Origin of the sequence: Sphingobium sp. MI1205 (assembly GCF_001563285.1) — a bacterium.
Taxonomy (GTDB): domain Bacteria; phylum Pseudomonadota; class Alphaproteobacteria; order Sphingomonadales; family Sphingomonadaceae; genus Sphingobium.
Window position 1 is genome coordinate 1,709,720 of the sequence record NZ_CP005188.1, and the last position, 23,347, is coordinate 1,733,066.

Genomic DNA, 23,347 nt, shown 5'->3' on the forward strand with positions numbered 1-23,347 from the left:
TCCATGGCGCTGCGCCCCGGCCAAATACCTGCGCAGCGCAAGGCCGCCTTTCCCCCTAGTGTTGATGAAGGCACCCGGCTGCTGATCCTTGGCAGCCTGCCCGGCGATGCGTCGATACGTCAGGGCGAATATTACGCGCATCGTGGGAACGCCTTCTGGTCACTAATGGGCGATGTTCTGGACGAAGATCTGCGCGCCCTGCCCTATGCTCTACGACTGAAGCGGTTGAGGGCGCGGGCCATCGGGCTATGGGATGTTATCGAGAGCGCCGATCGGGAAGGCAGTCTCGACAGTGCCATACGCGGCGCCGAATTACGGGACCTTACGGCATTTGTAAGCCGCTTGCCGAAATTGGAAGCAGTTGCATTCAACGGCAAAACCGCGGCACTTCATGGTCGTCGTCAAATCGGGCTATCGCAGGGCCTGGCCCTCATCGACCTGCCCTCCTCCAGTGGCGCTTACGCGATGCTGTCGCGCGAGAAGAAGGCGCAAGCCTGGCGAGCACTGCGTCAATGGGTCGATACGCACGGTTGACGTAAACGTAAAGCAATCCTAAGGCTGGGCCTGTTTAAGGGAGCCGCTATTATGAGCGATGTCGTCTATTTCGAAGATGTTGCCGTGGGCGACACGATCCATTTCAGCCCGCTCACGATCAGCCGTGAAGAAATCATCGCCTTTGCTGCCGAATATGATCCGCAACCCTTCCACTTATCCGACGATGAAGCTGCAGCGACCCATTTCGGCAGCCTTTCCGCGAGTGGCTGGCAAACCACCGCACTGTTCATGAAGATGTTCGTCGCCGAAATGCAAAGAGTGCCGGGGCGTCAGGAAGCGAGCCTCGGCGCGATCGGCGTCGATGAGCTTCGCTGGCTAAAGCCGGTTCGACCGGGCGATACGCTGCGCGGAACGTCCGAAGTGATCGAGACCAAGGCGTCGCGCACCCGGCCGGAGATGGGCGTAGTGCGTTCCCGAGTCACGATGGTCAATCAGAGAGATCAACCGGTGATGACGATGATACCGATCACCCTGTTCCGGACGCGCCCCAACTGAGATCATTTGTGGTGGTTGGCATCTGTCTGCGCCAGCGGCTGGTTGGCCTGTGCGTCGGCAGCCATGATACGAATGGCGCGCGCGCTGGCATTTGCGATCTGGATAATGTGCAGCCCCGGCGACAGATCGAACCATAGAATCTTCGCAATGCTCGAACATTCCGGGCCTTGGCCATGATCGACCGATGACTGGACTGTTCGCTCGGTAACCAGGTCAACCCATGCCGGCTCGGACAGCCCAATCCCGATGCGGGCAGGCACCTTCACCGATAACGAGAAGAGACCACCATAACCTTTCCCCTCCTTCCGGGCTGGAGGTGCGGCGAACTGGACCTGAGACATAGGGCGAAGTGTTGCGACCGACGGCTTGCCCAGAATCAATCGCGGTGCCGATGCCGCTTCGCCGCCTGCAATCGCCCTCCCACTCTGCATCCAACTGGTCCATGGCTCGGGTAGTGGCGGCGCTTCCTGGCACTGTACAGGGGTTTGCGGTTGCGCATGGGCTGGAGCTATGGTCAGGCAAAGCGCGAGCAGGCAGGCGGTTACGCGCATCGTCACTTCCTTCCGAAAAGCTTTTCTATGTCGCCGTGGCCAAGCTTTACCCAAGTTGGACGGCCATGATTGCATTGGCCACTGCGAGGCGTGATTTCCATTTCCCGCAGCAATGCATTCATCTCGGCCACGCTGAGTACGCGTCCAGCGCGCACGGAGCCGTGACACGCCATGGTGGCGGCGACCAAGTCCAGCCTTTCCTTGAGCGACAGGGCGCTATCATAGGCGACAAGGTCGTCAGCAAGGTCAGAGACGAGGCCTTGTACATCGCCCTGCCCCAGGATCGCAGGGGTCGCGCGGACCAGTATCGCCGCAGGACCGAATCTTTCCAGTTCCAGGCCGAAGTCGCGCAATTCATCGATCCGTGCTTCCAGACGGTCGCAGGCGGGCTCGTCAAGTTCGACGACTTCGGGCAGCAGCAGCGCCTGAGCGGCGACTCCCTGCCCGTCCATGGCCCGGCGCATACGTTCGAGCGTCAGCCTCTCATGCGCAGCGTGTTGATCGACGATCACGAGCCCATCCTCCGCCTCGGCGACGATATAGGTGCGGGCGACCTGTCCGCGCGCCACCCCCAGGGGGTAGCTGGCGCTTTCCGGCGCCGAAGCTGCGGCGGGCTCGGCGCGGGCTTGGGGCGGTGGCGCAGCAAAAGTGGGGCGGCGGTCGGCAAGGGAAGCCAACGGCGACGCATAGGACGATGTGGTCGAGAAGGCCGATTCGAAAATAGGGAGCGGGCCAATTGGCGTTGGGGAGACCGGTTCAGCCTTCCACGCTGAAAGTCCGGCGGGGTCAGCCTGCTGCACTGAACGAAAGCCTTCGGCATCCAACGCGCGACGCAAGCCGGAAACAATCATGCCGCGGATCAGAGCAGGATCGCGGAACCGCACTTCGGTTTTGGCTGGATGGACATTCACATCCACCTCCAGCGGCGGGACGTCGATAAACAGCGCCACCACCGGATGGCGATCACGCGCGAGCATGTCGGCATAAGCCCCCCGCACGGCGCCCACCAGTAGACGGTCTCGGACGGGGCGGCCGTTCACGAAGAGAAACTGATGATCGCCCACCCCACGATTATAGGTGGGGAGCGAAGCTACGCCGGAAAGGCGAATGCCCTCCCGCTCCAATGAAATGATTACGTGGTTCTCGGCGAGCGCTCGGTCGGTAAGTGCGGCCACGCGGTCCTCACGCGCGTCGTCCGCCTGGACCCCCAGCGCGCGACGCCCATCATGTTCCAGCGAGAAAGCGACCGACGGATGCGCCATGGCAAGGCGACGCACAATATCGAGACAGGCCGCATATTCCGCTTTCGCCGAGCGGAGGAATTTGCGGCGGGCGGGCACCCGAGCGAAAAGCTGCTCGACTGTGACGCGCGTACCGGGCGGCAGTGCGGCAGGACCTTCGGAGAGCAGCGCACCATTATCGATCGTACGATTCCAGCCGTCCTGCCCTGGGAGCCTGCTGTCGATGGAAAGCCGGGCCACGCTAGCGATGGACGGCAAGGCCTCGCCTCGAAAACCAAGAGTCGTTACGTTCTCGATTGCATCATCGGGCAATTTCGAGGTCGCGTGCCTTTCAAGGGCCAGGGCGATTTCCGCCGGAGCCATCCCGCAGCCATCATCGCTCACCTCGATCCGGTCGAGCCCGCCATTGCCCAAGCGTATGGAAATACGCGAAGCTCCGGCATCCAACGCATTTTCCACGATTTCCTTGAGCGCGCTGGCGGGTCTTTCAACCACTTCGCCCGCTGCGATGCGGTTGACCAGATGTTCAGGCAGGCGGCGTATTGACATTGATTAGTGACTAGCCCAAGCGAGCGCTTTCCGCGAGCCGTTGTCCCCGAAAATTTTTACTTCCTGACAGGGGAGGATGACAGGGACGCCGGAACGTGGCACGGACATCCGAACGCCCCGGTTCGCGTCGCCGGGACGGGCGGGCTGAACAGGAATGCGCATGTCGATCTTTTCGCGACTTTTCAAACTTTCCTCCCAAGATATGGCTATCGACCTCGGCACGGCAAACACCGTCGTCTACGTGCGCGGCCGAGGGATCGTCCTGAATGAGCCGTCCGTAGTGGCAGTGGAGACGCTGAATGGCGTCAAGCGGGTCAAGGCTGTGGGCGATGACGCCAAGCTCATGATGGGTAAGACCCCTGATTCGATTGAGGCCATTCGCCCCTTGCGCGACGGCGTTATCGCGGACATCGATGTCGCCGAGCAGATGATCAAGCACTTCATCACCAAGGTGCATGGCGGCAAATCTCGTCCTTGGCGCTTCCCCGAAATCGTCATCTGCGTACCGTCAGGTTCCACAAGTGTCGAACGCCGCGCGATTCGCGATGCAGCGAGCAACGCTGGCGCCAGCCAGGTTTTCCTGATTGAGGAACCCATGGCAGCCGCGATCGGCGCCGACATGCCAGTAACGGAGCCGATTGGTTCCATGGTCGTCGATATCGGGGGCGGCACGACCGAAGTCGCCGTACTGTCGCTGCGGGGGCTGGCCTATACCACCTCGGTCCGGGTGGGCGGCGACAAAATGGACGAAGCGATCGTGTCCTTCGTTCGTCGCCACCACAACCTCCTCATCGGAGAAGCAACCGCCGAACGCATCAAGAAGCAATTCGGGGTGGCTCAACCGCCCGAGGACGGCGTAGGCGAGACGATTCACATCAAAGGCCGCGACCTGGTGAACGGCGTTCCGAAGGAAATCTCCATCAATCAGGGCCAGATTGCCGACGCGCTGGCCGAGCCAATCAGCACCATCGTCGAAGGCGTGCGCATCGCACTGGAAAACACCGCTCCAGAACTGGCCGCCGATATCGTCGATCAAGGCATCGTCCTGACCGGTGGCGGCGCACTGCTCAAGGGCTTGGACGACGAACTGCGCGACGAGACCGGCCTGCCCGTTACTATCGCCGAAGATCCGTTGACCTGCGTTGCGATCGGCACGGGCCGGGCAATGGAGGATCCGATCTTCCGAGGCGTTCTGCAGACCGCTTAAGGTCGGGGAGACCACCACATGGCGCGGCCACCCAGCCGGCGTCCCGGCTACAACCGCAAAGCGCAGTATAGCCTGTTCGCCAGCTATGTCGTGGCGATCACGGGGGCTGCCGTTGGTCTCCTCTTGGTGGCCGTCGCGATTTTCGATCCTACCGGCTTTGCGGCAATCAGGACTGCGACGTCTGAAATCTCGCGTCCAGCTTCACTTGGCCTGCGCAATATGGTGAGCGGCATCAGCTCGCTCGACGAGGTGCTGACCGCATATTGGCGTGCAGGATCTCAAAATATCGCACTTCGCCGTCAAGTCGAAGCGGATCGCAACCTCATCATCGAGGCAAAGGCGATTTCGCAGGAGAATCTGCGCCTCAAAAAATTACTGAAGCTGGTTGACGAGGATGACAGCAGCTTGCTGACAGCGCGATTGATTTCCTCATCCTCCTCAAGCCCTCGCCGCTTTGCGCGCTTGAACGCCGGGCGTTGGCAAGGAGTGCGAACGGGAATGCCTGTCCGCGCATCCGAAGGACTGATTGGACGCATCCACAGCGTAACCCCCAATACCGCCGAAGTACTGCTGCTGACCGATAGCAGCAACATCGTGCCAATCCGCAGGGCAACCGACAGCGTCCCCGCCATATCTACCGGGCTGGGCGACGGAACGCTGGAAATCCGTTCGCTGGCAGCGGGTCGCAATCCCTTCAGTCCTGGCGACATTCTGGTGACTTCAGGCGTCGGCGGCATCTACCAGCCAAACATTCCCGTGGCGGTTGTCGTGCGGGTGGCGGGCGAGATCGCCTATGGCGTACCGCTGGCCAACCCGTCCAAGGTCGATGCAGTAGTCGTCGAACGCTCGTTCGAGGAAGCTGTCACACGCAATGAACCGGCCGCGGCGGAAAGCGCCCCGGAGCCGGTGACAAACGCCACTGTCCAATGATTGATCCGCATCTCCAGCATGTTCCCCGGCTCGGCCGCCATCCTTCACGCTTTCGGCTGGCCGGAACCCCGGTGATCGCGGTCATGCTGGGATCGGCGTTCAGTGTATTGCCCCTGATCGCCCAAGCACCGGTCATGCCGCCCTTCGGCCTTCTTCTGCTGCTGTCGTGGAGGCTGCTACGTCCAGAACTGTGGCGTGCCTGGATCGGCCTGCCGCTGGGACTGTTCGATGACATTCTGAGCGGTCAGCCCATAGGTTCTGCGATGTTTCTGTGGACCATGACGCTGATAGGTATCGATGCCATCGAACACCGCATCGTATGGCGCAGCTACCGGCAGGACTGGTTAATTGCGGCGGCCGCAATTATCTTCTGCATTGCCGGCGGAGTGTTCTTCGCACGGATCACAGGCGGAGGGGACATCAAACTGAAACTGGTCGCGCCGCAAATGCTTTGGACGATCCTGCTCTTTCCCTTCGTGGTGCGGCAATGCGCCCGGATCGATCGCTGGCGCGTAATGGCATGAAGCTGACGACCCTCCCGCGGAAAGCCGTAACCGAAGCATCCTTGTCCTTTACCTTCACGCGCCGGGCCATGGTGATCGGAGGATTGCAGGCCGGGATCGGCGCGATGCTGATCGGCAGAATGGGATGGATCAGCGTTGCAGAGAACGAGAAGTACAACGTCCTGGCGGAGAGCAATCGCGTCAACCTGACACTTATCCCCCCGCGGCGCGGATGGATACTGGACCGTAACGGCAAGCCTCTGGCAAACAACCGCACTGATTTTCGCGTCGATCTTATCCCGGAACGCGTTACCGACCCCGAAGCGACCATCAGTAGCCTGACCCGATTGCTGACCTTGGCTCCAGAAGATGTGGACCGAATCAAGACCGAACTGGACAAATCAGCCGGGTTCCGCCCCGTACAGGTCGCCGAAAAGCTGACCTACGACCAATTCGCGGCCGTCAGCGTGCGTTTACCCGACTTGCCAGGCGTGGCGCCGAGCCAGGGTTTTTCCCGCTATTATCCGGCCGGGGCAACTGTCGGCCATCTGCTGGGCTATGTAGGCGCGGCATCCGCCAAGGATTTCGAAGAGCGCAAGGACCCGCTCCTGATTACTCCCGGCTTCAAGGTCGGCAAGGACGGACTGGAGAAGTCCTTTGACCGGGAACTGACGGGCAAGCCGGGCGCAAAACGGGTCGAGGTGACTGCGCGCGGCAAGATCGTGCGGGAATTGACAACCCGGCCCGATACACCGGGCAATGCCATCAAGCTGACGATCGATGCTGGTTTGCAGGAATATGCAGGCCGGCGGCTAGCGACGCAGAGCGGATCGGTCGTGGTTATCGATTGCCGCAATGGTGACGTCCTGGCGATGGCCTCAATGCCAAGCTTCGATCCCAACAGCTTTTCTGACGGCATCAGCCATCTTGAATGGGAAATGCTGTCGAAAGACGATCATGTCCCGCTGCGCAACAAGACACTGCAGGGCTTGTATCCCCCGGGTTCGACAGTGAAGCCGATGGTTGCGCTGGCGCTGCTGGAAGCTGGAATTTCAGCTGCGGATCGCGTCAACTGCCCCGGCGCCATTCGGGTCGGCAACACTTTGTTCCACTGCCACAAGAGACGGGGGCATGGCTCGCTCGACATGCGGGGCGCCATCGCACAGAGCTGCGACATTTACTTCTATCAGATGGCTCAGCGCATCGGCATGGACCGCATCGCCAGCATGGCCCGGCGCGTGGGCATGGGACAGAAATTCCCCCTGCCCTTCCCCAGTCAAAGCTATGGCACAGTGCCCGATCCAGCGTGGAAACTTAAAAAATATGGCCAGAAATGGCAGGTCTACGACACGGTGAACGCGACCATCGGCCAAGGCTATATGCTGATCAATCCGCTGCAGATGGCGGTCATGGCGGCGCGTCTGGCCACCGGTCGCCAATTGATGCCTAATTTCCTTTTCGGCGCCGAGAGGGCGCAACCCGATCCCGTGGGAGTTCCGGAAGAGCATCTGGTGACCATCCGCGACGCGATGAGCGCGGTCGTGAATGGCGGGGGGACCGGTGGCGCGGCGCGGATGAGTATCCCGGGCGTCCTGATAGCGGGCAAAACGGGTACGGCGCAGGTACGCCGCATCACCATGGCGGAGCGTGCAGGCGGTGTGCGTGGTAACGCATCGCTACCCTTCAAACTGCGTGACCACGCCTTGTTTCAAGGCTTCGCACCCTTCGACAACCCGCACTACGCGATCGCCTGCATCATCGAACATGGCGGCCATACCAACCGTATCGAAGACGCGCCCATGATCGCCAGTGATACGATGTCCTTCCTGTTCGACCAAGCCAAGGCGATGGAAAAGCTGGAGGCACTGGAAAAAGATTGGGGCGGCCCGCCCGCAGAGAGACTTGCGCGGCAAATGGGCGCATTCCGGCTCGCCAAGGCTATCGAGCGGGGAGAGGAACCAGCCGAAACGAGCAGTCCGAGCATTGCACCCAATGCGGCAGACAATGTGGCAACGCCCTCCGATAGCCCTGACGAAGCCCCTTCTCCAACCGCTCCAGCCGTCAGCCCCTGACTATCGCCCCGCACCCCAGTTGGTGCGTGCATAGCATATAGCCGACGTTGGAGTTCGTTGTTACGACACATTCAGGTGAACATCCAGGCCGCAGGCCGCCCGAGCGATAGCGACACCCCAACACCGACGGCTCTTGCCCTGAAGCCTGAACGCCTGAACTCGCGGCTGAACTTCTTCTGTATTTCTGTTCCCAAACGAGTAAAAAGACTGGCTTCAGTATCTAGCTGACCGTGAGCAGCGAGTAATCGTCCATCGCGGCAGTTGCCGTGGATCGTCATGGCCATTGGTCGATACAGCCCAGAGTCAGATGTGACGAAATCGAGGCTCAGAAAGCGCCTCGCCCATATTTTTGTGCAGTGAGGCAATTTCCTGTTTGCAAAGCTAAAGGACAATGCTAACTGCCCGCCCACGCCACGGCGAGCCCCTAGCGGGATCATCCGGAAGCGAGTGTGGACGCATAGCTCAGTTGGTAGAGCAGCTGACTCTTAATCAGCGGGTCCTTGGTTCGAGCCCAAGTGCGTCCACCAAATTCTCTAGTGAAATCAATAGTATGCAAGGAAATCGCCGCAAGGTGATTTTCTCTTTTTGCGTTTTGCGCTACAAACTGCGCTACAGATTCCATGTGATGCGCGGCTCCAGGATGTTCAAAAAAGTGCCGGCACAGCTGATGCCCGGGGGCCGCATCCCGTCACGACATGACTGGCACCCGCATGGATGCACCGCGGGTACGGGCGATTCGCGTGTTCAGATAACGCGCGGAGTTCAGCCAGAGGCTGTTCTACACCGTTGGCGATGGGCGAATTGCCCCTGCGGTCCTAGGCGCGTGCCTCACGCGCTTTCAATAATGCGTCGCGATCGGCTTTACGCAGATCGATCCAGTCGTCGATTTCGGACGATATCCAGCGGTTTGTCCCGACGCCCAACTTTATCGGCGCGGGAAACCGCCCTTGCTTGATCAGGCGTGCTACATGCTGCCGGGTGAAAGGAATGCCCTTCGCCTTCAGGTCGGAGAACGCGAGCAGGTCAGGCATGGTAACATCCAATCTGACCGTCTGCTGACTCCAGAGGCGCGATTGGGGAAATGGAGCTACCGGCAGCGATCTCTCCACGGCTTGCGCTTTCTCCCTTCCCCCTCCTCTTCCGATAACTCTGAGATGATCGGACGATGCAGCGACCACAGGGTGCAAAAGGGCGCCACACTCGGCCAGAAGCATTCTGATTGAAATAGTGCATGGATCGCTGACCCGTCGGGCAGCGCGGGGAGACCACAACGCAATGTCAGGTTAGCATTTCACGGAAAGTCCCCAAAGGGGCCAAGATCGCATTTTTGGGCAATCCAGTGCCTACTTGTCGGCTCTCGGTGCTTTATAGCCTTACACGAGGCTAGGACGCCAAGGCTACCGCGCCAATACCACGCCGATCCTGAGGCGTGTCGCATTGCGGTCATAGTCGAACAGATTCTCGCCATAGCCGACGAAGAACTGCCTTCAGAAGGAAGACGAAGCCAAAGACAAATGCGGCTGTCCGCCCGGATTGGCGCGGATGAATGTCAGGCTGGCAATTGGGCATTGTCTTCCTCATGGCGCGCGCGATAGTCCTGCCCGGCAGCGTTCAGGCCCGCGAGCGCGAAACGATGCAAATGGTCCGCCAGCGCCCGGCGATCGATCCGCAATATGTCCCTGCCCGGTGCGGGCAGGTTATCGCCGGCGATCAGCAGCATGGCGCATGGCGCGGCCACGCTGATCAGGCAGCAGAGCAGTTCCGGCGCGCCGATGGGTATCCCGCTCACGTCGCTCAATATCCGCAGCGCGACGCGAAGCTTGGGCGGCGCTTCCTCGTCGCGCAGGACGGCAAAATGCGCGGACGGCGCCGCAAGTTCCCGAACCAGCACGGCAGTACTCCAATGCGAGGGCCCGGCGAGGCGGCCGACGATGGCATCGAGCAGCGTGCCAAGCTTTTCTTCGGGCATCACCTGGCTTGCAGATATCCGCTCGAGTTCCTCAAGCCGTACAAACCGTCGATGCGCCTCGACCAGCACGGCCCGGTAGAGGCCATCGCGATTGCCGAAATGATAGTTGATCGAGGCAAGGTCGACTTCCGCCTTCGCGGCGATCGCCTTGCTCGTGGTAGAGGCCAGCCCCTGCGACGCGAACAATGTGCCAGCGCTTTCCAATATGCGCGCGCGGGTCGCCGCACCGTCCGACCGGGGGCCTCGGAGGGGTTTGCCATTCATGATTTGCTCTTGAACCGGATCAGATTGTAGGACAAGTCGAACATTAAATCCGATTTAGACTAACATTCTTTTCGCCGCAGTCCTCACCGTCCGGAGTCGTCACATGCACAATCGCACCCTTAGTATCCTCGGCATGGCCGGACTGGCGCTGAGTGGGTGTGGCGGGAAAGATGCCGGCAAGACCGAACTTGTCCTTCAGGGCAATGTCGATGTGCGGCAGGTTTCGCTCGCGTTCGAGGACAGCGGCCGCATCGCACAAGTGCGGGCGGAGGAAGGTGACAGCGTGAAGGCGGGAAGCATCCTGGCCACGCTCGATACCGTGTCGCTCAACCTGCAGGCCGAGGAAGCCAAAGCCCAGGGCGAGGTGCAGCGGCAGAATCTGCTGCGCCTGCGCAATGGCTCCCGGCCGGAGGAAATCGCCCAGGCCCAGGCGCGCCTGACGTCGGTGGAAGCCGAGGCGGCGCGCGCGGAAGGTGATCTCGCGCGTCTTCGCGGCATTGCCGCCTCGACCCAGGGGCGCGGGGTCAGCGCGCAGGATGTCGATCATGCCAGCAAGACGGCAGTGGCGGCGCGGGCAAGGGCGCGCGAACAGGCCGAAGCGCTCCGCCTTGCCCGGCGTGGCCCGCGGGCGGAAGATGTCGCGGGTGGTGAAGCCCAGGTGAAGGCGGCGCAGGCGCAGGTCGCGCTGCTCCAGCACCGGATCGACCAGGGCGTGCTGCGCGCGCCGGTCGATGGGGTGGTGCGCTCGCGCCTGCTCGAACCGGGCGACATGGCCTCGCCGCAGAAGGCGGTGTTCGCCATCGCCCTCGCTGATCCCAAATGGGTGCGGGTCTATGTGAACCAGCCCGACCTTGGCCGCATCAAGCCGGGCATGGCGGCGAGCGTGGTCAGCGACAGCATGCCCGATCAACCGGTGCCCGGCAGGATCGGCTATATCTCGTCGGTCGCCGAATTCACGCCCAAGTCGGTCGAAACCGAGGAACTGCGGACCAGCCTCGTCTATGAGGTCCGGGTGCAGGTCGAGGACAAGGCCAACCGCCTGCGGCTTGGGCAGCCGGTGACGGTGCGGATCAATACCGGCAATGGCGGCGCGGCGCGGTGAGCGAGCCCGACATAACGGTCGCGATCGAGGGCTTGCGAAAACGCTTCGATGCGCCCGACGGCAAGCCGTTCGATGCGATCGACGACATCTCGCTGACCGTCCGCGCGGGCGAGCTGACCGCCTTCGTCGGTCCCGACGGCGCGGGCAAGACCACGCTCATGCGAATGATGGCGGGGCTGCTGCGCCCCGACGAGGGCAGCCTCAATGTGCTGGGCATCGACGTGCGCGCCGATCCGCAATCGGTGCAGAACCGCATCAGCTATATGCCTCAGCGCTTCGGCCTCTACGAGGATCTGAGCGTCCAGGAAAATCTCGATCTCTACGCCGACCTCCACGGCGTGCCGCAGGAGGTGCGCCGCGAGCGCTTCGGCCGGATGCTCGAGATGACCGACATGGCGCGCTTCACCGACCGGCCGGCGGGCAAGCTGTCGGGCGGCATGAAGCAGAAGCTGGGGCTAGCCTGCACGCTGGTGCGCTCGCCCGACCTGCTGCTGCTCGACGAGCCGAGCGTCGGGGTCGATCCGCTCTCGCGCCGGGACCTGTGGAAGATCATCGACCAGCTCATCGCCGACGAGCAATTGAGCGTCATCGTCAGCACCGCTTACATGGACGAAGCCGAGCGCTGCGGGCAGATTTTCGTTTTCCATCACGGCAGGATACTGGCCGACGGCCCGCCGGATGCGCTGCGAAAGAGGGCCGAAGGCCTCGGTTATGTGGCCGACGCCTTGCCGGATCGGCCCGCGCGGGTTCTCCAGGCCCGCCTGATCGATGCACCGGACCGGATCATCGATGCGGTTCCCAAGGGCGGCGACGTTCATTTCATTCGCAGGCCGCAATGCGACGAAGCAGCGCTGGCCGACCTGCTGTCCGACACAAGGGTCCAGCCACGCGACGCCGAACTCGAAGACGCCTTCATGCTGCTGTTGCGCGAGCATGAGAACGAGCCGGCACAAGCAGCCGATGATGCGAACACGAACAAGGAAGACGGGGATCGGTACGGTACGGCCGAAACCGCGTCGCCATCTGCCGGGGAACGGGACGGGCCAGTGATCGTCGTGCGGGATCTCGTCCGCAAGTTCGGCGATTTCACTGCCGTTGCCAGCACGTCCTTCGACGTGCAGCGCGGTGAGATCTTCGGGCTGCTCGGCCCCAATGGCGCGGGCAAGACCACCACATTTCGCATGCTGTGCGGCCTGCTCCCGGCGACCAGCGGTCATCTCGAGGTGGCGGGTGTCGATCTGCGCACGGCACGCGCCAAGGCGCGGGCACGGATCGGCTATGTCAGCCAAAAGTTCGCGCTCTACGGCAACCTCTCGGTCAGGGAGAATCTCGAATTCTTCGCCGGCGCTTATGGTCTGCGCGGCGAGCGGAAACGCGAGCGGGTCAAGGCGGTGATCGCGCAGTTCGATCTTGATGCGTCGGCGCAGAGCGGCATCCTGCCGGTCGGTTACAAGCAGCGGCTCGCCATGGCGGCGGGGCTGCTGCACGAGCCCGACATCCTCTTCCTCGACGAGCCGACCAGCGGCATCGACCCGCTCGCGCGCCGCGCCTTCTGGCGCACGATCACCAGCCTGGCGCAGGGCGGCGTCACGATCATCATCACCACCCATTTCATGGAAGAAGCGGAATATTGTGACCGCATCGCCATCCAGGATGCCGGCGAACTGCTCGCGCTCGGAACGCCTGCCGAGGTGCGCGAACAGGCCGGCGACGACGCAAGCGACATGAACGAGGCTTTCATCGCCATCGTCGAACAGAACCGTGCCCGCCAAACCAATGAGAAGGTGGCCGCATGAGCAGCGCCTCAGGCTTCCACAGGCGGCTGATCGCGCTGACCCGCAAGGAAGTGCGCCAGCTCCTGCGCGACAAGAGCAACCTGTTCGTCGGTCTGCTGCTGCCGCTCGCGCTCATCTTGCTGTTCGGCTACGGCCTGTCCTTCGACGTGAAGGATGCGCCGGTCGCGATCGTGCTGGAGGATCGCTCCCCCGCCGCTCAGGAAGCGGTCGCGGGGATCGGCGGCTCACCCTATCTCGTGCCCGTCGCAGCCGCGAGCATGGACGAGGCCGTCAGGCTGATCCGCGCGCATAAGGTCGAGGGCATCGTGCGTGTGCCGGTCGATTTCTCCCAGCGCCGAGCCGCGGGCGATGCGCGGATACAGCTTATCGTCAACGGCGCGGATTCGACGACAGCGTCCGCAATCGAAGGCTATGTGAACGGCGGGATCCAGACAGCCTCTCGCCATATAATGGATCGATCCGGTAGCGGATCGGGAGGCGGTATCACGCTGGTGCAGCGCACCTGGTTCAACGAGGCGGGCGTCAGCACCTGGTATCTGGTGCCCGGCCTCCTCGTGCTGGTGATGACCCTGATCGGCGCGTTCCTCACCTCGCTGCTGATTGCGCGGGAATGGGAGCGCGGCACGTTGGAATCGCTGTTCGTGACCCCGGTTCGCCCGCTGGAGCTCGTGCTCTCCAAGCTTGCGCCCTATGTGGTGATCGGCGCGATCGATATGGGCGTCTGCCTGATATCAGCGCGCTTCCTGTTCGAGGTGCCGATCCGCGGCTCGCTCCTCGTCATCATTGTCGCCTCGCTGCTCTACCTGATCGTCGCGCTGCTGCTCGGCCTGTTCATCTCGGGAACGACCCGTAACCAGTTCGCCGCCAGCCAGATGGCGCTGCTGGCGAGCTTCATGCCGGCGATGATGCTGTCGGGCTTTGTCTTCGACCTGCGCAATGTGCCGCTGGTGATCCAGATCGTCAGCCAGCTTCTGCCCGCAACGCACTTCATGGAGCTGGTGAAATCGCTGTTCCTCGCCGGGACGATCTGGCCAATGGTCCTCAAGAATTGCGCGATTCTCGCCGCCTACGGCGTCCTGCTGGCCTTCGTCACCGGGCGCACCTTGCGCAAGAGGCTGGACTGATGCGCGTTGCTGGACTGACACTCGGCGCCGACTTCATCGCCTGGCTCGCCCAGACCTTCGCGCTCGTCCGCAAGGAGATACTGGCGCTGGTCAAGGATCCCGCCAACCGCACGATCCTGTTCGCCCCGGCCCTCATGCAGGCCCTGCTGTTCGGTTATGGCGCGACCTACGACCTGACCCATGTGCCCTATGCGGTGGTCGACCAGAGCCGTAGCGCCGCCTCCACCGAATTGCTTGCGCGGCTCGACGGCACCGGCGTGTTCCGGCGCGAGGCGGCGCTCGCGTCCAACGCGCAGATCGGCGACCTCATCGACAGCGGCAAGGTGCTGCTCGCGATCAGCATCCCGTCCGACTTCGAGCATCGGTTGACCGTGGGCGATACCGCGCCGATCCAGATCATCCTTGATGGCCGCAACAGTTCGACGGCGGGGGCGGCGGCAGGCCAGATCGGCGCGATCGTTGCCGATTATGGCCGCTCGTTGGGCGGCAGCCCGCCGATCACCGTCGAGCGGCGGGCCTGGTATAATCCGAACCTGGAATCGCGCTGGACGCTGATGCCCGCAATGATCGCGGCGCTGAGCTTTTTGCAGACCCTGCTGCTGTCGGCGCTGTCCGTCGCGCGCGAGCGCGAACAGGGAACGTTCGACCAGCTGCTGGTGACGCCGCTGGGTCTGATGCAGATCCTGATCGGCAAGGCTATTCCCTCGATCCTCGTCGGCCTCATCCAGTCGACCATCATCCTGCTCATCATCCGCTTCTGGTTCGAGATTCCGATGAACGGTTCCTACTGGCTGCTCTATCTGGGGCTCGTCACGTTCACGGCCGCGGGTGTCGGCATCGGCATGTCGATCTCGGCCCTGTCGCTCACCATGCAGCAGGCGATGCTCTATACCTTCCTGCTGGTGATGCCGTTGATGCTGTTGTCGGGCATGCTGACGCCGGTGCGCAACATGCCGCAGATCCTCCAACTCATCACCTACGTCAATCCGCTGCGCTTCGGCATCGATATGGTGCGCCGCATCTATCTTGAGGGCGCGGTCTTCGCCGATGTCGCCCTCGACTTCGTGCCGATGCTGGTGGTGGCAGCCATTACCCTGCCGCTCGCCGCATGGCTCTTCCGCAACCGCCTCGCCTGATGAACTGGACTTTCGCCATGCCCTTCATTCCGCCCGCATCTAGCATCCCGATCCGGCAGGCAATTGCTTCTTCCCTGATGGCACTTGCCCTGGCCGGCTGCACCATGGGACCGAACTTCACGAAGCCGGCGCCCTCCGCGCCCGCCGACTGGACGAGTTGGCGCAGCGGCGACGCCAGCCTGCATGGGGCCATCGGCACGGACGCCACATTGCCTGCCGATTGGTGGCGGGCGTTCAATGATCCCGTGCTGGATGAACTGGTGCGCCGCGGTTTCGCCGCGAGCCCGGACCTCCAGACCGCCGCGCTGCACGTCGCGCAGGCGCGCGTCCAGCGTGGTAGCGCGGCGGTGCAGGGCTTGCCGCAGATCAATGCCAGCGGGCAGGTGTCGCGCCAGCGCCAGAGCGAACATGGCGCCAGTACGCGGCTGCTCAACGTGGTATCGAGCTCCTCGTCAGGTTCTGATCGGGATGCCCTGGTCAAGCTATTGAGCGAGCCGTTCACGCTCTACCAGACCGGGCTCGACGCCTCCTGGGAGCTCGACCTTTGGGGCAAGGTCCGGCGGTCGCTCGAGGCGGCCGATGCGGGCGTCGCGCAGCAGGCCGCGCTGCTCGATCATGCCCGGCTCAGCCTTGCCAGCGACGTCGCGCGCAATTATTTCGATCTGCGCGCGACCCAGCGCAAGATTGCGCTCGCGCGGGAGGACATCACGGCGCTCAAGGAACGCACCGATCTTCTCTCGGCCCGCACCACGGGTGGGATTAACAATCACTTCGATCTCGAACGCCAGCGTAGCGAATTGCAGGGGATCGAGGCGCAACTGCCCGCGCTGCTCGCCCAGGAAGCCGCGCAGGCCAACCAGATCGCCCTGCTGCTGGGGGAACGGCCCGGCGCCCTAGGCGATCTGCTGAAGCCGGTGGCCGATGCCGGCAAGCCCGCGCTGCCCGATCTGGCGCTCGGCCTTCCCTCCGAGATCGCGTTGTGCCGGCCTGATATCCGCGCGGCAGAAGCCCGGTTGCACAGCGTCACTGCCAATATCGGTGTCGCCAAAGCGGACATGTATCCGAGCATCCGCCTCGGCGGTGGGTTCAACCTCGAATCCTATCGAGCCGAGAACCTGTTCGACTGGGCGAGCCGCGCCTGGTCGATCGGGCCGAGCGTCAGCCTGCCGCTGTTCGATGGCGGGCGGCGCAAGCGCGTCGTCCAGCTTCGCGAGCTGGAGCAGAAGGAAGCGGCGGTCTCCTACCAGCAGACCGTGCTTCAGGCCTGGCAAGAGATCGACGATGCGCTCAATGGCTATACCGCCGAGCAGCAGCAGAACGCGATGCTGGCCGCGCGGCTCGACAGCGCGCGGGCCGCGTTCGATCTGGCATCCGCGCGCTATCGGGGCGGGGTCATCACCTGGCTGGACGTCATCGACAGCCAGCGGACGATGCTGCAGGCGTCGCGCGATCTGGCGGACAGCAATGGGCGCCTCGCAACCCGCTATGCCGCGCTCAACAAGGCGATCGGGAACGCATCGGAATCGACGGCAGCTAAAGCGAATTGAGTGCGGCGCCAGAAGCGGCGATGAGCAAAGCCACCGATGTTCATCAACGTAAGGTGTTGTCAGGATGTTTGCCGGGCGCGCGCCGCGATGCGCTTGCGGGCCACGCCGATATGCGCAACCGGTGCCGCCTTAATGCCACGTTCTTCATTGGATCGATGATCGACGCGGACATCATATCCCAGCGCCGCGAACTTATCGTTCAGGACCCTCGCCCAAGCGGCACGGATGTCGAGCAGCTTCCCGCGACTGTTCCATTCGCGCGGTTTCTGGCCAAACAGCCCGTCAACGATCGGACGGGTCGGTATCAGCAGATAGCCATGGTGGCGCTTGCCCCTGGGCGTGTCGCCCATCTCGATCAGCGTCAGGTCGGCGGCAAAACCCGCGACGCAAAATATCTCGCTGGCGAAACGCCGCAGGACCGCGATCGACGCCGGCAGGTCCAGTTCATCGGGCAGCGCGACGTCGAACTGCCTGGCGAGCTGCGCGTCCTTGCGGATTTCGGCTGCTGCCAATGCGTTCCAGAAACACTCGCGATCCTCCCACTGCGCGGGGGCCCCGGACGGCAGTATCAGCGCCGACCAGGCGACCGCCCGCTTGTTCGCGAAATTGGAAAACCGGCCGTAGCGCTCATCGTACAGCCGGCAGCTGTTTTGCCAGGCCGCGGCCGCGACGATGCTGCGTCCAGCGCCGCGGCTGATGATATTCACATGGAAATGAAAGATCGCCATCTTTTCCTCCTGTCCCAGCGTCACGCCCGAACCGGACCGTCAATTTTCATGACCGGTCCTTCCCGTCGTTCCGCGACCATTCCGGCAAGAGGTCCTGTTTCAACCCGGTGATCACCGCGTCCGAGATCGCCTCGATGCACTTGCGCTCGATGTAGGCGAGGTCGCCGTGGATCAGTTGCCGCGGGAACCGCATGCGTTGGCCCGCATAGAGGACAGGCAGCGCGATATGCGCGGTCGATGCACCGAGCCGGAGCAGTGCGATCAGATGATCCTCCAGCCTTATCCCCGGATCGCCGGACTCGATCGCGCGATACCAGCGCAGGCTTCCGCCCATTTCGGTGGCGACCTCCAGCTGCGTCAAACCGAGCGCCTTTCGCGCCTGCCTGATCTTCTCGCCGGAGAGCTTCTTGAGTTCCTTGAAGATCGACAGGTCGACGTCGGCGAATTTTCCATCGGATGCCATATGTCCTTCCTCCCCGGTTCGGCCCGTCGGGCTCTGTGGGTTATCCGGCGAAGGTAGAATCGCGAAGCGGTCGGCATCAAGAATAGATGCCGATGATTTTAGAGGAATATTTCTGCTCATTTGCAACGGATGCGCGAGCATATTTATTTTCTGACGCGCAATGGGCAGATAATTTCCCGTTTCCTCCACATCGGATCATTCAGGAACTTCATTGTCGAACCGGCACCGGATCAGGCCATGTGATCCCGAAAGCGAGTTTATAAGGCTAAGTTCGCATATTTACGGCTAATATCGCCATTTCAGGCACTACGCTGCCGGGTCCTGTTGCAATCCTCTTCGTTTCAAATCACTCAGATCGTGTTCCGAGGGTTCAAGTCGAATCGGACCTGATACTTCGGACCATTAAGTATTCATCAACCATGGCGCGGGGCGCCAGCATGGAGTCGTGCATGATGCCGATTGCCAAAGCGATGACGGCTGCCCTGGGCGCACTGATCGTCACGACGACGGCCTGTGCCGGACCCGGCGGACATGGCCGACAGACAGTTGTCGCGCCGGTGGCCGAGCAGCCGCGCATCGTGGTGGCGACGGTCGATGGGTTCGTTCTGCGCGCCGCCGCGACGAACCGGACGGAGCCGATGCCCGCAACCGTCACCGCCGATCACATCCCGGTGGGAACGGGCACGCATATCGATGCGCGCCTGCTCTCCCGCCCCGCCAGCACTCTTCAGGAGACTTCGCATGCGCATCCGTAAGTTGGGGGCCACAACCCTCGCTCTCCCCCTGTTGGTTGCCGCTCAAGGCGCGGCGTTCGCGCAAGCCGCCGATCCGCTTACCGCCGCCGCGCGCGACGCGGAAAGCGAATTGCGGCAGACATTCGTCAATCTGCAATTCGAGGATTTCGGGCCGGCGCCCGTCAAGGGCCCGATCTATCAGGCGACGGCAGGCGGCCGCATCATCTATTATGCGCCTGACAGCGAACATCTGCTGTTCGCGGAAATCTACGACCGCAACGGCCAGAACCTCACCGCGCTGGCGCAGAACACCGCTTCAGCGAAGAAACTCGCCGGGATCGACACCGGCATGGCTCTCGCCATCGGTCCGGCGGGCGCGCCCACGGTTGTCGAATTCACCGATCCCGATTGTCCCTATTGCCGCGCGCTCGAGCGCTTCTGGGCGGCGAAGGCCGCCGAAGGCAAGCCGGTACGGCGCCTGATCTTCTTCGTCTCCGGCATCCACGCCGAGGCCGCCGCCAAGGCCGAGCATGTCCTTTGCTCCCCGGACAAGGAAGCGGCGTTCAAGGCGATCTACGCCGGAGCCGCGCCCACGCCTTTGCGCACATGCGCGGAAGGTAAGGCCAGGGTCGAGGCGCATGCAGGAATCGTCGGCAAGACCGGCATCACCGGCACGCCAACCCTGATCGCGGACGGACAGATGATTTCCGGTTTCCGGCAGGCCGAGATCGAGGCGTTCCTCGACGGTAAGAAGGCGCTCGCCAATGCCGGCCGCTGATCGCCTTCCGGCTCCTCACATCGCGAACGCGCGGTGCATCGGCCCTGCCGCTGCCGCGCAAATCCCAATGCCGGCGGCGGGACCCGAACCGGGCCGTCCAGCCTCGCCGTCGGCCGACAGCGATCCTCATCGATGCCGGCAAGCAGTCCCCGGAGCGGCCCATCTTCCCTGGAGCAAGTGCATGTTGAAAACACTCGGCAGACAATCCGCCTCAATCGCCAATGTCGGCATTCCCGTAACCCTGCTCGCGCTGCTCGGGGCCGGTGGGGCTCACGCCTTCTCGGCGCCGGCGGCCGGCGACCTCGGCTACGACATCTACGATATCGTGGTCAATCAAGGGGTCAAAGGCCCGCTCGGCTTCGTCGGCGGCGTCGCGGCCTTCCTGTTCGGCGTGAGCAGGCTCTTCTCGAACATCATGATCGGCATCCCGACCATCGTGGCGGCCGTCTGCCTGATCAAGGCGGACTCGATCCTCCAGACATTCGGAATGGTCATCTGACGGATTGGTCCGCCGCCGCGCCTGGGCGCGGTCGGCGGACCTCAACGGGCCAGGGCGCATGAGGCGCACTGGCGGGACAACCCCCGAAGTTCAACCAGCTTCGCAGGGAGGTCACGACGCAAGGAGGAGAAGGCTCGTGGACGAGCGGCTACCCCAATATCTGCACAAACCTGTCCAGATCCTGTGGTTTGGATCGGACGAGTTCGTGCTCGTGATCACGGTGATCTTCGTCGCCGTGATCGTGGGCGGGATGCTCGGTTGGGCGCTCGTCGCGGGTCTTCTCCTTTTCGTTCCCTGGCTCCGCACCAAGCCGCGCGGCTTCATCCCGCACATGGCCTGGCGCTGGGGGCTTGTCCGCTGGTCCAACTATCCGGGTCCGACCCAGACCCGGTTCTACGAGTGAGGCGGGCCATGTTCGGACGCAAATCCCCCGACACACCCCCACGCGATCCGCTGATCGGCAAGCCCGGCAGCTATGGCATCCACCGCTACCTGCAGGGAGCGAGCAACCTGTTCGAGGAGAACCGACTGCTGAAGCTCGCCGTCATCGGCCTGTTCGGTATCACGGCGGTGCTGGGCATGGTGATCTACACCTCCAACCAGAACACCCGGACGGTCATCGTCCCCTTCGGCGCGGGCGGCGACCTCTATGTCACGGGCGGCGAGCCGTCCGAGGCCTATCTGCGCTCGATGACTCGCAATGTCGTGTCGCTTTCGGGAACCTATTCAGCCTACTCGGCCGACCGGCAGTTCCAGGAACTGCTGAGCATCACGCATCCGTCCACCTACAACAGCCTGCGCGACAGCCTCAACCGGCTGCTCGACGAACTGGCCAACAACCCCACGCTCTCGATCGCGACCTACATCCGTCCCGATCAGCCCGTGACCTGGACCCGGACCGAGATACTCGTGCCGGTCGAGAAGGTCCGGGTGATCGGCGGCGTGATCCGCAAATTCCGGGGCAATCTGCGGATTCGCTACGTGATCGACAATGGCCGTTTCTGGCTGACCGCCCTTACCGAGGAAAATTTCGATGCGAACCCCCGTTAAGCGGGCGTTGGCGCTCGCCCTCCTGGCCACGCCATTGCCCTCAATGGCGCAGACCGTCACCGCGCTGCCCGATCAAACCAGCACCATTCGCCTGTCCAATCGCGACATCAACCATGTCGTCTGCGCGGGCGGCGAAATCGAGGACGTCAGGTTTTCGGCCGAAAAGGCGATCGCCGTCGAGCGTGCCGGATCGGACGCCTGGATCAAGTTCCTCGTTCGCGAGATCGACGATGCCGGGATGGTGACGCGCAGCTTCGTCACCGTACCGTCCGAATTCTTCATCACCTGCAACGGCGCGGTCTATGCGCTCTATGCCGAGCCGTCGGACATTCCGGCGCAGACGGTGTTGCTCCAGCCCGGTGCTCCCCAGCGCGCCCGCGCCAATGAGGAACTGCTAGGGCCCCTGGTCGAAGAAGAACGGGCGGTCTCGATCACGCTCTCGATGCTCCAGGACCGGATCCCGGCGAGCTTCACCAGCGTCGCGCCGCGATCAGGTCCGATCCGGCTCCGGGCGCTGCCGGGCGCCACGCTGGAGGAACGACGCCGGATCGAGATCGACGGGTCCGGCCTCTCGGCATCGGAATATCTGGTCTCTGCCGCTGGCGGCGCGCAGCTCGACGAACGCGGTTTTCTCGACGGCGCGCTCGGCGCCAACATCTTCGCGATCACGCTCGACCGGGGCAATATCGAGGCCGGGGAAGCCGCGCGGCTGATCGTCGTTCGCCGGGGAGCCGGGCAATGAGCGGCGGGGACTCTCGCGGCGGTCGCGGGCCCCGCGGGCGCGGTCCTGACGATCGCGCGGAGGAACTCGACCTCGACGGCTATGAGGCGGACCGCCCTCGTTCTGGCGAGAATACGCGCGGCCCCGCGCTGCTCGATCTCAAGACGCGGTGGCAAACGCTGACCGCACGCCAGCAGCTGCGCTTAAGGCAGCTTGGCGTCGCCGGCGCGATCGGCGTGCTGGGGCTCGGCCTCTATACGGCGAGCGGCAACAAGACCGAGCAGGCCGCGCCATCGCCCAGCTCGAAGCTCGACATGGGCGCGGGGCTTCGCGGCGACAGCCTCGAGGTCAAGCTGCGCGGCGACCTCCAGAAGATCCTCGACGGACAGCAATTGCTCGGCGATCGCGTCACCGCCATCGAGGAAGGCAAGGTCGTGCCCGGCGCCGGCACGCCGCCCCATGCGCTCGACGGCGATCTGCCTCCGGCAATACCCGGCTCGGTTCCCGATTTTCCCGAACCGCCCGCGACCGGTGACATCGATCCGTCCGTCGCGAAGCCGCCCTCACCGCCTGCCGCGCCGCCCGCGCCTCCGGCCCCGCCGGTCGAGAAGACCGTGGGCGCGATCGGCGCCGCGACCAGCCCGGTCGCGGCCGCCGATGGGGCACAGGCCGCTAAAAAAAAGACGCGGACCATCTATTTGCCACCTGGTTTCATGAAGGCGCGGCTCCTCACCGGGATCGATGCGCTGGCGAGCCGGGATGCGACCAACAATCCCGAACCATTGATCGCGCGGGTGCAAGCCCCCGCCGTCCTGCCCAATGACGTCAAAGCCAACCTCGCCGGCTGCTTCGTCATCGGCAACGCCACCGGGTCGCTCGCGAAGGAACGGGTCGAGGTCCAGTTGGTCAGCCTCTCCTGCGTCGATTTCGACGAACGCTCGGTCGTCGACCAGCCCATCAAGGGCTTCTTCGTCGACGCCGACGGCAAGAAGGGCCTCTCCGGCAAGGTCGTCACCCGCGCCGGGGCTGCGCTCGCCCGCGCGTTCATCGCCGGCACCATCACCGGGGTCGCCGATACGGTCCAGAACACCGTCGGTGACGTCTCGACCTCGGCGCTGGGTTCGGTGCGCACGCTCGATGCGGGCGACGCCGCACAGGCCGGCATCGCCGGCGGCCTGTCGCGATCGTCCGAGAAGCTCACGGATTTCTATCTCGATCTCGCGCGTCAGGCGGGGCCGATCGTCGAGGTCGGCGCGGCGAAGGACGTCGTGGTCGTGATTCAGGAGGGCGTCACCCTCGAAATCAAGCCGACCGCCGGGAGCAAATTCTGATG

Annotated in this window: 25 protein-coding genes and 1 tRNA gene; 19 read left to right on the forward strand and 7 right to left on the reverse strand. The window is 63.3% G+C overall.

All coding sequences use genetic code 11. The annotated features are described in order from the left end of the window. Nucleotides 1–3 precede the first annotated feature (3 nt). Together K663_RS08155 and K663_RS08160 are read left to right on the forward strand one after the other, a co-directional pair. Nucleotides 4–534, forward strand: coding sequence for a DNA-deoxyinosine glycosylase (locus K663_RS08155; protein WP_062116408.1), 531 nt, complete (start codon nucleotides 4–6; stop codon nucleotides 532–534). A 51-nt stretch (nucleotides 535–585) separates the two neighbouring features. Further along, a complete protein-coding gene (locus tag K663_RS08160) occupies nucleotides 586–1,050 on the forward strand; it encodes a MaoC family dehydratase (protein ID WP_062116411.1) in 465 nt (154 codons plus the stop codon). Between the two features lie 2 nt (nucleotides 1,051–1,052). On the opposite strand, the gene K663_RS08165 is transcribed toward K663_RS08160, so the two are convergent. Next, on the reverse strand, nucleotides 1,053–1,601 hold the full coding sequence (locus K663_RS08165; protein WP_062116413.1) for a hypothetical protein: 549 nt from the start codon (nucleotides 1,599–1,601) through the stop codon (nucleotides 1,053–1,055). A 2-nt stretch (nucleotides 1,602–1,603) separates the two neighbouring features. After that, nucleotides 1,604–3,391 carry a DNA mismatch repair endonuclease MutL gene (mutL, locus tag K663_RS08170; protein ID WP_062116416.1) on the reverse strand — a complete coding sequence of 596 codons (1,788 nt, stop codon included), beginning with the start codon at nucleotides 3,389–3,391 and terminating at the stop codon, nucleotides 1,604–1,606. A gap of 160 nt (nucleotides 3,392–3,551) precedes the next feature. On the opposite strand from mutL, the gene K663_RS08175 reads away from it, so the two are divergent. The 5 genes from K663_RS08175 (at nucleotide 3,552) to K663_RS08195 (ending at nucleotide 8,630) form a co-directional block, all read left to right on the forward strand. After that, nucleotides 3,552–4,598: a rod shape-determining protein gene (locus K663_RS08175; RefSeq protein WP_007685698.1), complete on the forward strand. Its 1,047-nt coding sequence runs from the start codon at nucleotides 3,552–3,554 to the stop codon at nucleotides 4,596–4,598. Between the two features lie 18 nt (nucleotides 4,599–4,616). Then, entirely contained in the window at nucleotides 4,617–5,528 is a 912-nt protein-coding gene (gene mreC, locus K663_RS08180) for a rod shape-determining protein MreC (RefSeq protein ID WP_062116418.1), read from the forward strand. Then, a complete protein-coding gene (mreD, locus tag K663_RS08185) occupies nucleotides 5,525–6,052 on the forward strand; it encodes a rod shape-determining protein MreD (protein ID WP_062116421.1) in 528 nt (175 codons plus the stop codon). The genes mreC and mreD overlap by 4 nt, the downstream gene beginning before the upstream one ends. Beyond that, nucleotides 6,049–8,103, forward strand: coding sequence for a penicillin-binding protein 2 (gene mrdA / locus K663_RS08190; protein ID WP_062120591.1), 2,055 nt, complete (start codon nucleotides 6,049–6,051; stop codon nucleotides 8,101–8,103). The genes mreD and mrdA overlap by 4 nt, the downstream gene beginning before the upstream one ends. 451 nt (nucleotides 8,104–8,554) lie before the next feature. Then, nucleotides 8,555–8,630, forward strand: a tRNA-Lys gene (locus K663_RS08195). Between the two features lie 288 nt (nucleotides 8,631–8,918). Here the strand turns inward: K663_RS08195 and K663_RS08200 are convergent. The 3 genes from K663_RS08200 to K663_RS08205 all read right to left on the reverse strand — a co-directional run bounded on the left by K663_RS08200 (nucleotide 8,919) and on the right by K663_RS08205 (nucleotide 10,336). After that, on the reverse strand, nucleotides 8,919–9,134 hold the full coding sequence (locus K663_RS08200; RefSeq protein ID WP_013846807.1) for a helix-turn-helix transcriptional regulator: 216 nt from the start codon (nucleotides 9,132–9,134) through the stop codon (nucleotides 8,919–8,921). Between the two features lie 366 nt (nucleotides 9,135–9,500). After that, a complete protein-coding gene (locus K663_RS25235) occupies nucleotides 9,501–9,560 on the reverse strand; it encodes a hypothetical protein (RefSeq protein ID WP_119035242.1) in 60 nt (19 codons plus the stop codon). A 92-nt stretch (nucleotides 9,561–9,652) separates the two neighbouring features. Continuing rightward, the gene (locus K663_RS08205) at nucleotides 9,653–10,336 is read right to left on the reverse strand and encodes a TetR/AcrR family transcriptional regulator (protein WP_013846808.1); all 684 of its coding nucleotides are present in this window, start codon (nucleotides 10,334–10,336) and stop codon (nucleotides 9,653–9,655) included. Nucleotides 10,337–10,439: 103 nt separating this feature from the next. Between K663_RS08205 and K663_RS08210 the strand changes: the two genes are divergently transcribed. Genes K663_RS08210 through K663_RS08230 form a run of 5 tightly spaced genes read left to right on the forward strand, consistent with a single transcriptional unit; the run spans nucleotide 10,440 to nucleotide 17,041 of the window. After that, nucleotides 10,440–11,438, forward strand: a complete 999-nt coding sequence (locus K663_RS08210) for an HlyD family efflux transporter periplasmic adaptor subunit (RefSeq protein WP_013846809.1) — start codon at nucleotides 10,440–10,442, stop codon at nucleotides 11,436–11,438. Continuing rightward, a complete protein-coding gene (locus K663_RS08215; RefSeq protein ID WP_013846810.1) occupies nucleotides 11,435–13,234 on the forward strand; it encodes an ATP-binding cassette domain-containing protein in 1,800 nt (599 codons plus the stop codon). Before K663_RS08210 ends, K663_RS08215 begins: the two co-directional genes overlap by 4 nt. Next, entirely contained in the window at nucleotides 13,231–14,358 is a 1,128-nt protein-coding gene (locus K663_RS08220) for an ABC transporter permease (protein WP_013846811.1), read from the forward strand. The genes K663_RS08215 and K663_RS08220 overlap by 4 nt, the downstream gene beginning before the upstream one ends. Further along, entirely contained in the window at nucleotides 14,358–15,494 is a 1,137-nt protein-coding gene (locus K663_RS08225; RefSeq protein ID WP_013846812.1) for an ABC transporter permease, read from the forward strand. The genes K663_RS08220 and K663_RS08225 overlap by 1 nt, the downstream gene beginning before the upstream one ends. Then, nucleotides 15,467–17,041, forward strand: a complete 1,575-nt coding sequence (locus K663_RS08230; RefSeq protein WP_235589401.1) for an efflux transporter outer membrane subunit — start codon at nucleotides 15,467–15,469, stop codon at nucleotides 17,039–17,041. The genes K663_RS08225 and K663_RS08230 overlap by 28 nt, the downstream gene beginning before the upstream one ends. 59 nt (nucleotides 17,042–17,100) lie before the next feature. Here the strand turns inward: K663_RS08230 and K663_RS08235 are convergent, their stop codons facing one another. Both K663_RS08235 and K663_RS08240 read right to left on the reverse strand, forming a co-directional pair. Then, on the reverse strand, nucleotides 17,101–17,769 hold the full coding sequence (locus tag K663_RS08235) for a MobA/MobL family protein (RefSeq protein ID WP_013846814.1): 669 nt from the start codon (nucleotides 17,767–17,769) through the stop codon (nucleotides 17,101–17,103). Nucleotides 17,770–17,815: 46 nt separating this feature from the next. After that, nucleotides 17,816–18,232, reverse strand: coding sequence for a helix-turn-helix domain-containing protein (locus K663_RS08240; RefSeq protein WP_013846815.1), 417 nt, complete (start codon nucleotides 18,230–18,232; stop codon nucleotides 17,816–17,818). Between the two features lie 449 nt (nucleotides 18,233–18,681). On the opposite strand from K663_RS08240, the gene K663_RS08245 reads away from it, so the two are divergent. From K663_RS08245 to K663_RS08275, 7 genes are all read left to right on the forward strand, one after another. After that, complete coding sequence (locus tag K663_RS08245; RefSeq protein WP_013846816.1) at nucleotides 18,682–18,987, forward strand: hypothetical protein; 306 nt, start codon at nucleotides 18,682–18,684, stop codon at nucleotides 18,985–18,987. After that, nucleotides 18,974–19,744 carry a DsbC family protein gene (locus K663_RS08250; protein WP_013846817.1) on the forward strand — a complete coding sequence of 257 codons (771 nt, stop codon included), beginning with the start codon at nucleotides 18,974–18,976 and terminating at the stop codon, nucleotides 19,742–19,744. The genes K663_RS08245 and K663_RS08250 overlap by 14 nt, the downstream gene beginning before the upstream one ends. A 181-nt stretch (nucleotides 19,745–19,925) precedes the next feature. Then, nucleotides 19,926–20,243 (forward strand): hypothetical protein, encoded by a 318-nt coding sequence (locus K663_RS08255; RefSeq protein WP_013846818.1) that lies wholly within the window; start codon nucleotides 19,926–19,928, stop codon nucleotides 20,241–20,243. A gap of 136 nt (nucleotides 20,244–20,379) precedes the next feature. Continuing rightward, the gene (locus tag K663_RS08260) at nucleotides 20,380–20,646 is read left to right on the forward strand and encodes a type IV conjugative transfer system protein TraL (RefSeq protein ID WP_013846819.1); all 267 of its coding nucleotides are present in this window, start codon (nucleotides 20,380–20,382) and stop codon (nucleotides 20,644–20,646) included. Nucleotides 20,647–20,654: 8 nt separating this feature from the next. Next, nucleotides 20,655–21,293 carry a TraE/TraK family type IV conjugative transfer system protein gene (locus K663_RS08265; RefSeq protein WP_013846820.1) on the forward strand — a complete coding sequence of 213 codons (639 nt, stop codon included), beginning with the start codon at nucleotides 20,655–20,657 and terminating at the stop codon, nucleotides 21,291–21,293. Next, nucleotides 21,277–22,035, forward strand: coding sequence for a type-F conjugative transfer system secretin TraK (locus K663_RS08270; protein ID WP_013846821.1), 759 nt, complete (start codon nucleotides 21,277–21,279; stop codon nucleotides 22,033–22,035). The genes K663_RS08265 and K663_RS08270 overlap by 17 nt, the downstream gene beginning before the upstream one ends. Beyond that, a complete protein-coding gene (locus K663_RS08275) occupies nucleotides 22,032–23,345 on the forward strand; it encodes a TraB/VirB10 family protein (protein WP_013846822.1) in 1,314 nt (437 codons plus the stop codon). The genes K663_RS08270 and K663_RS08275 overlap by 4 nt, the downstream gene beginning before the upstream one ends. Nucleotides 23,346–23,347: the final 2 nt, after the last annotated feature.

Coding starts and splice junctions, on each gene's coding strand:
- K663_RS08230 (WP_235589401.1), top strand. CDS start 15,467: ATGGCTCTTCCGCAACCGCCTCGCCTGATGAACTGGACTTTCGCCATG.
- K663_RS08235 (WP_013846814.1), bottom strand. CDS start 17,769: ATGGCGATCTTTCATTTCCATGTGAATATCATCAGCCGCGGCGCTGGA.
- mreC (WP_062116418.1), top strand. CDS start 4,617: ATGGCGCGGCCACCCAGCCGGCGTCCCGGCTACAACCGCAAAGCGCAG.
- K663_RS08225 (WP_013846812.1), top strand. CDS start 14,358: ATGCGCGTTGCTGGACTGACACTCGGCGCCGACTTCATCGCCTGGCTC.
- K663_RS08220 (WP_013846811.1), top strand. CDS start 13,231: ATGAGCAGCGCCTCAGGCTTCCACAGGCGGCTGATCGCGCTGACCCGC.
- K663_RS08155 (WP_062116408.1), top strand. CDS start 4: ATGGCGCTGCGCCCCGGCCAAATACCTGCGCAGCGCAAGGCCGCCTTT.
- K663_RS08240 (WP_013846815.1), bottom strand. CDS start 18,232: ATGGCATCCGATGGAAAATTCGCCGACGTCGACCTGTCGATCTTCAAG.
- K663_RS08255 (WP_013846818.1), top strand. CDS start 19,926: ATGTTGAAAACACTCGGCAGACAATCCGCCTCAATCGCCAATGTCGGC.
- mreD (WP_062116421.1), top strand. CDS start 5,525: ATGATTGATCCGCATCTCCAGCATGTTCCCCGGCTCGGCCGCCATCCT.
- mrdA (WP_062120591.1), top strand. CDS start 6,049: ATGAAGCTGACGACCCTCCCGCGGAAAGCCGTAACCGAAGCATCCTTG.
- K663_RS08175 (WP_007685698.1), top strand. CDS start 3,552: ATGTCGATCTTTTCGCGACTTTTCAAACTTTCCTCCCAAGATATGGCT.
- mutL (WP_062116416.1), bottom strand. CDS start 3,391: ATGTCAATACGCCGCCTGCCTGAACATCTGGTCAACCGCATCGCAGCG.
- K663_RS08245 (WP_013846816.1), top strand. CDS start 18,682: ATGATGCCGATTGCCAAAGCGATGACGGCTGCCCTGGGCGCACTGATC.
- K663_RS08200 (WP_013846807.1), bottom strand. CDS start 9,134: ATGCCTGACCTGCTCGCGTTCTCCGACCTGAAGGCGAAGGGCATTCCT.
- K663_RS08165 (WP_062116413.1), bottom strand. CDS start 1,601: ATGCGCGTAACCGCCTGCCTGCTCGCGCTTTGCCTGACCATAGCTCCA.
- K663_RS08270 (WP_013846821.1), top strand. CDS start 21,277: ATGCGAACCCCCGTTAAGCGGGCGTTGGCGCTCGCCCTCCTGGCCACG.
- K663_RS08205 (WP_013846808.1), bottom strand. CDS start 10,336: ATGAATGGCAAACCCCTCCGAGGCCCCCGGTCGGACGGTGCGGCGACC.
- K663_RS08210 (WP_013846809.1), top strand. CDS start 10,440: ATGCACAATCGCACCCTTAGTATCCTCGGCATGGCCGGACTGGCGCTG.
- K663_RS08275 (WP_013846822.1), top strand. CDS start 22,032: ATGAGCGGCGGGGACTCTCGCGGCGGTCGCGGGCCCCGCGGGCGCGGT.
- K663_RS08265 (WP_013846820.1), top strand. CDS start 20,655: ATGTTCGGACGCAAATCCCCCGACACACCCCCACGCGATCCGCTGATC.
- K663_RS08250 (WP_013846817.1), top strand. CDS start 18,974: ATGCGCATCCGTAAGTTGGGGGCCACAACCCTCGCTCTCCCCCTGTTG.
- K663_RS08160 (WP_062116411.1), top strand. CDS start 586: ATGAGCGATGTCGTCTATTTCGAAGATGTTGCCGTGGGCGACACGATC.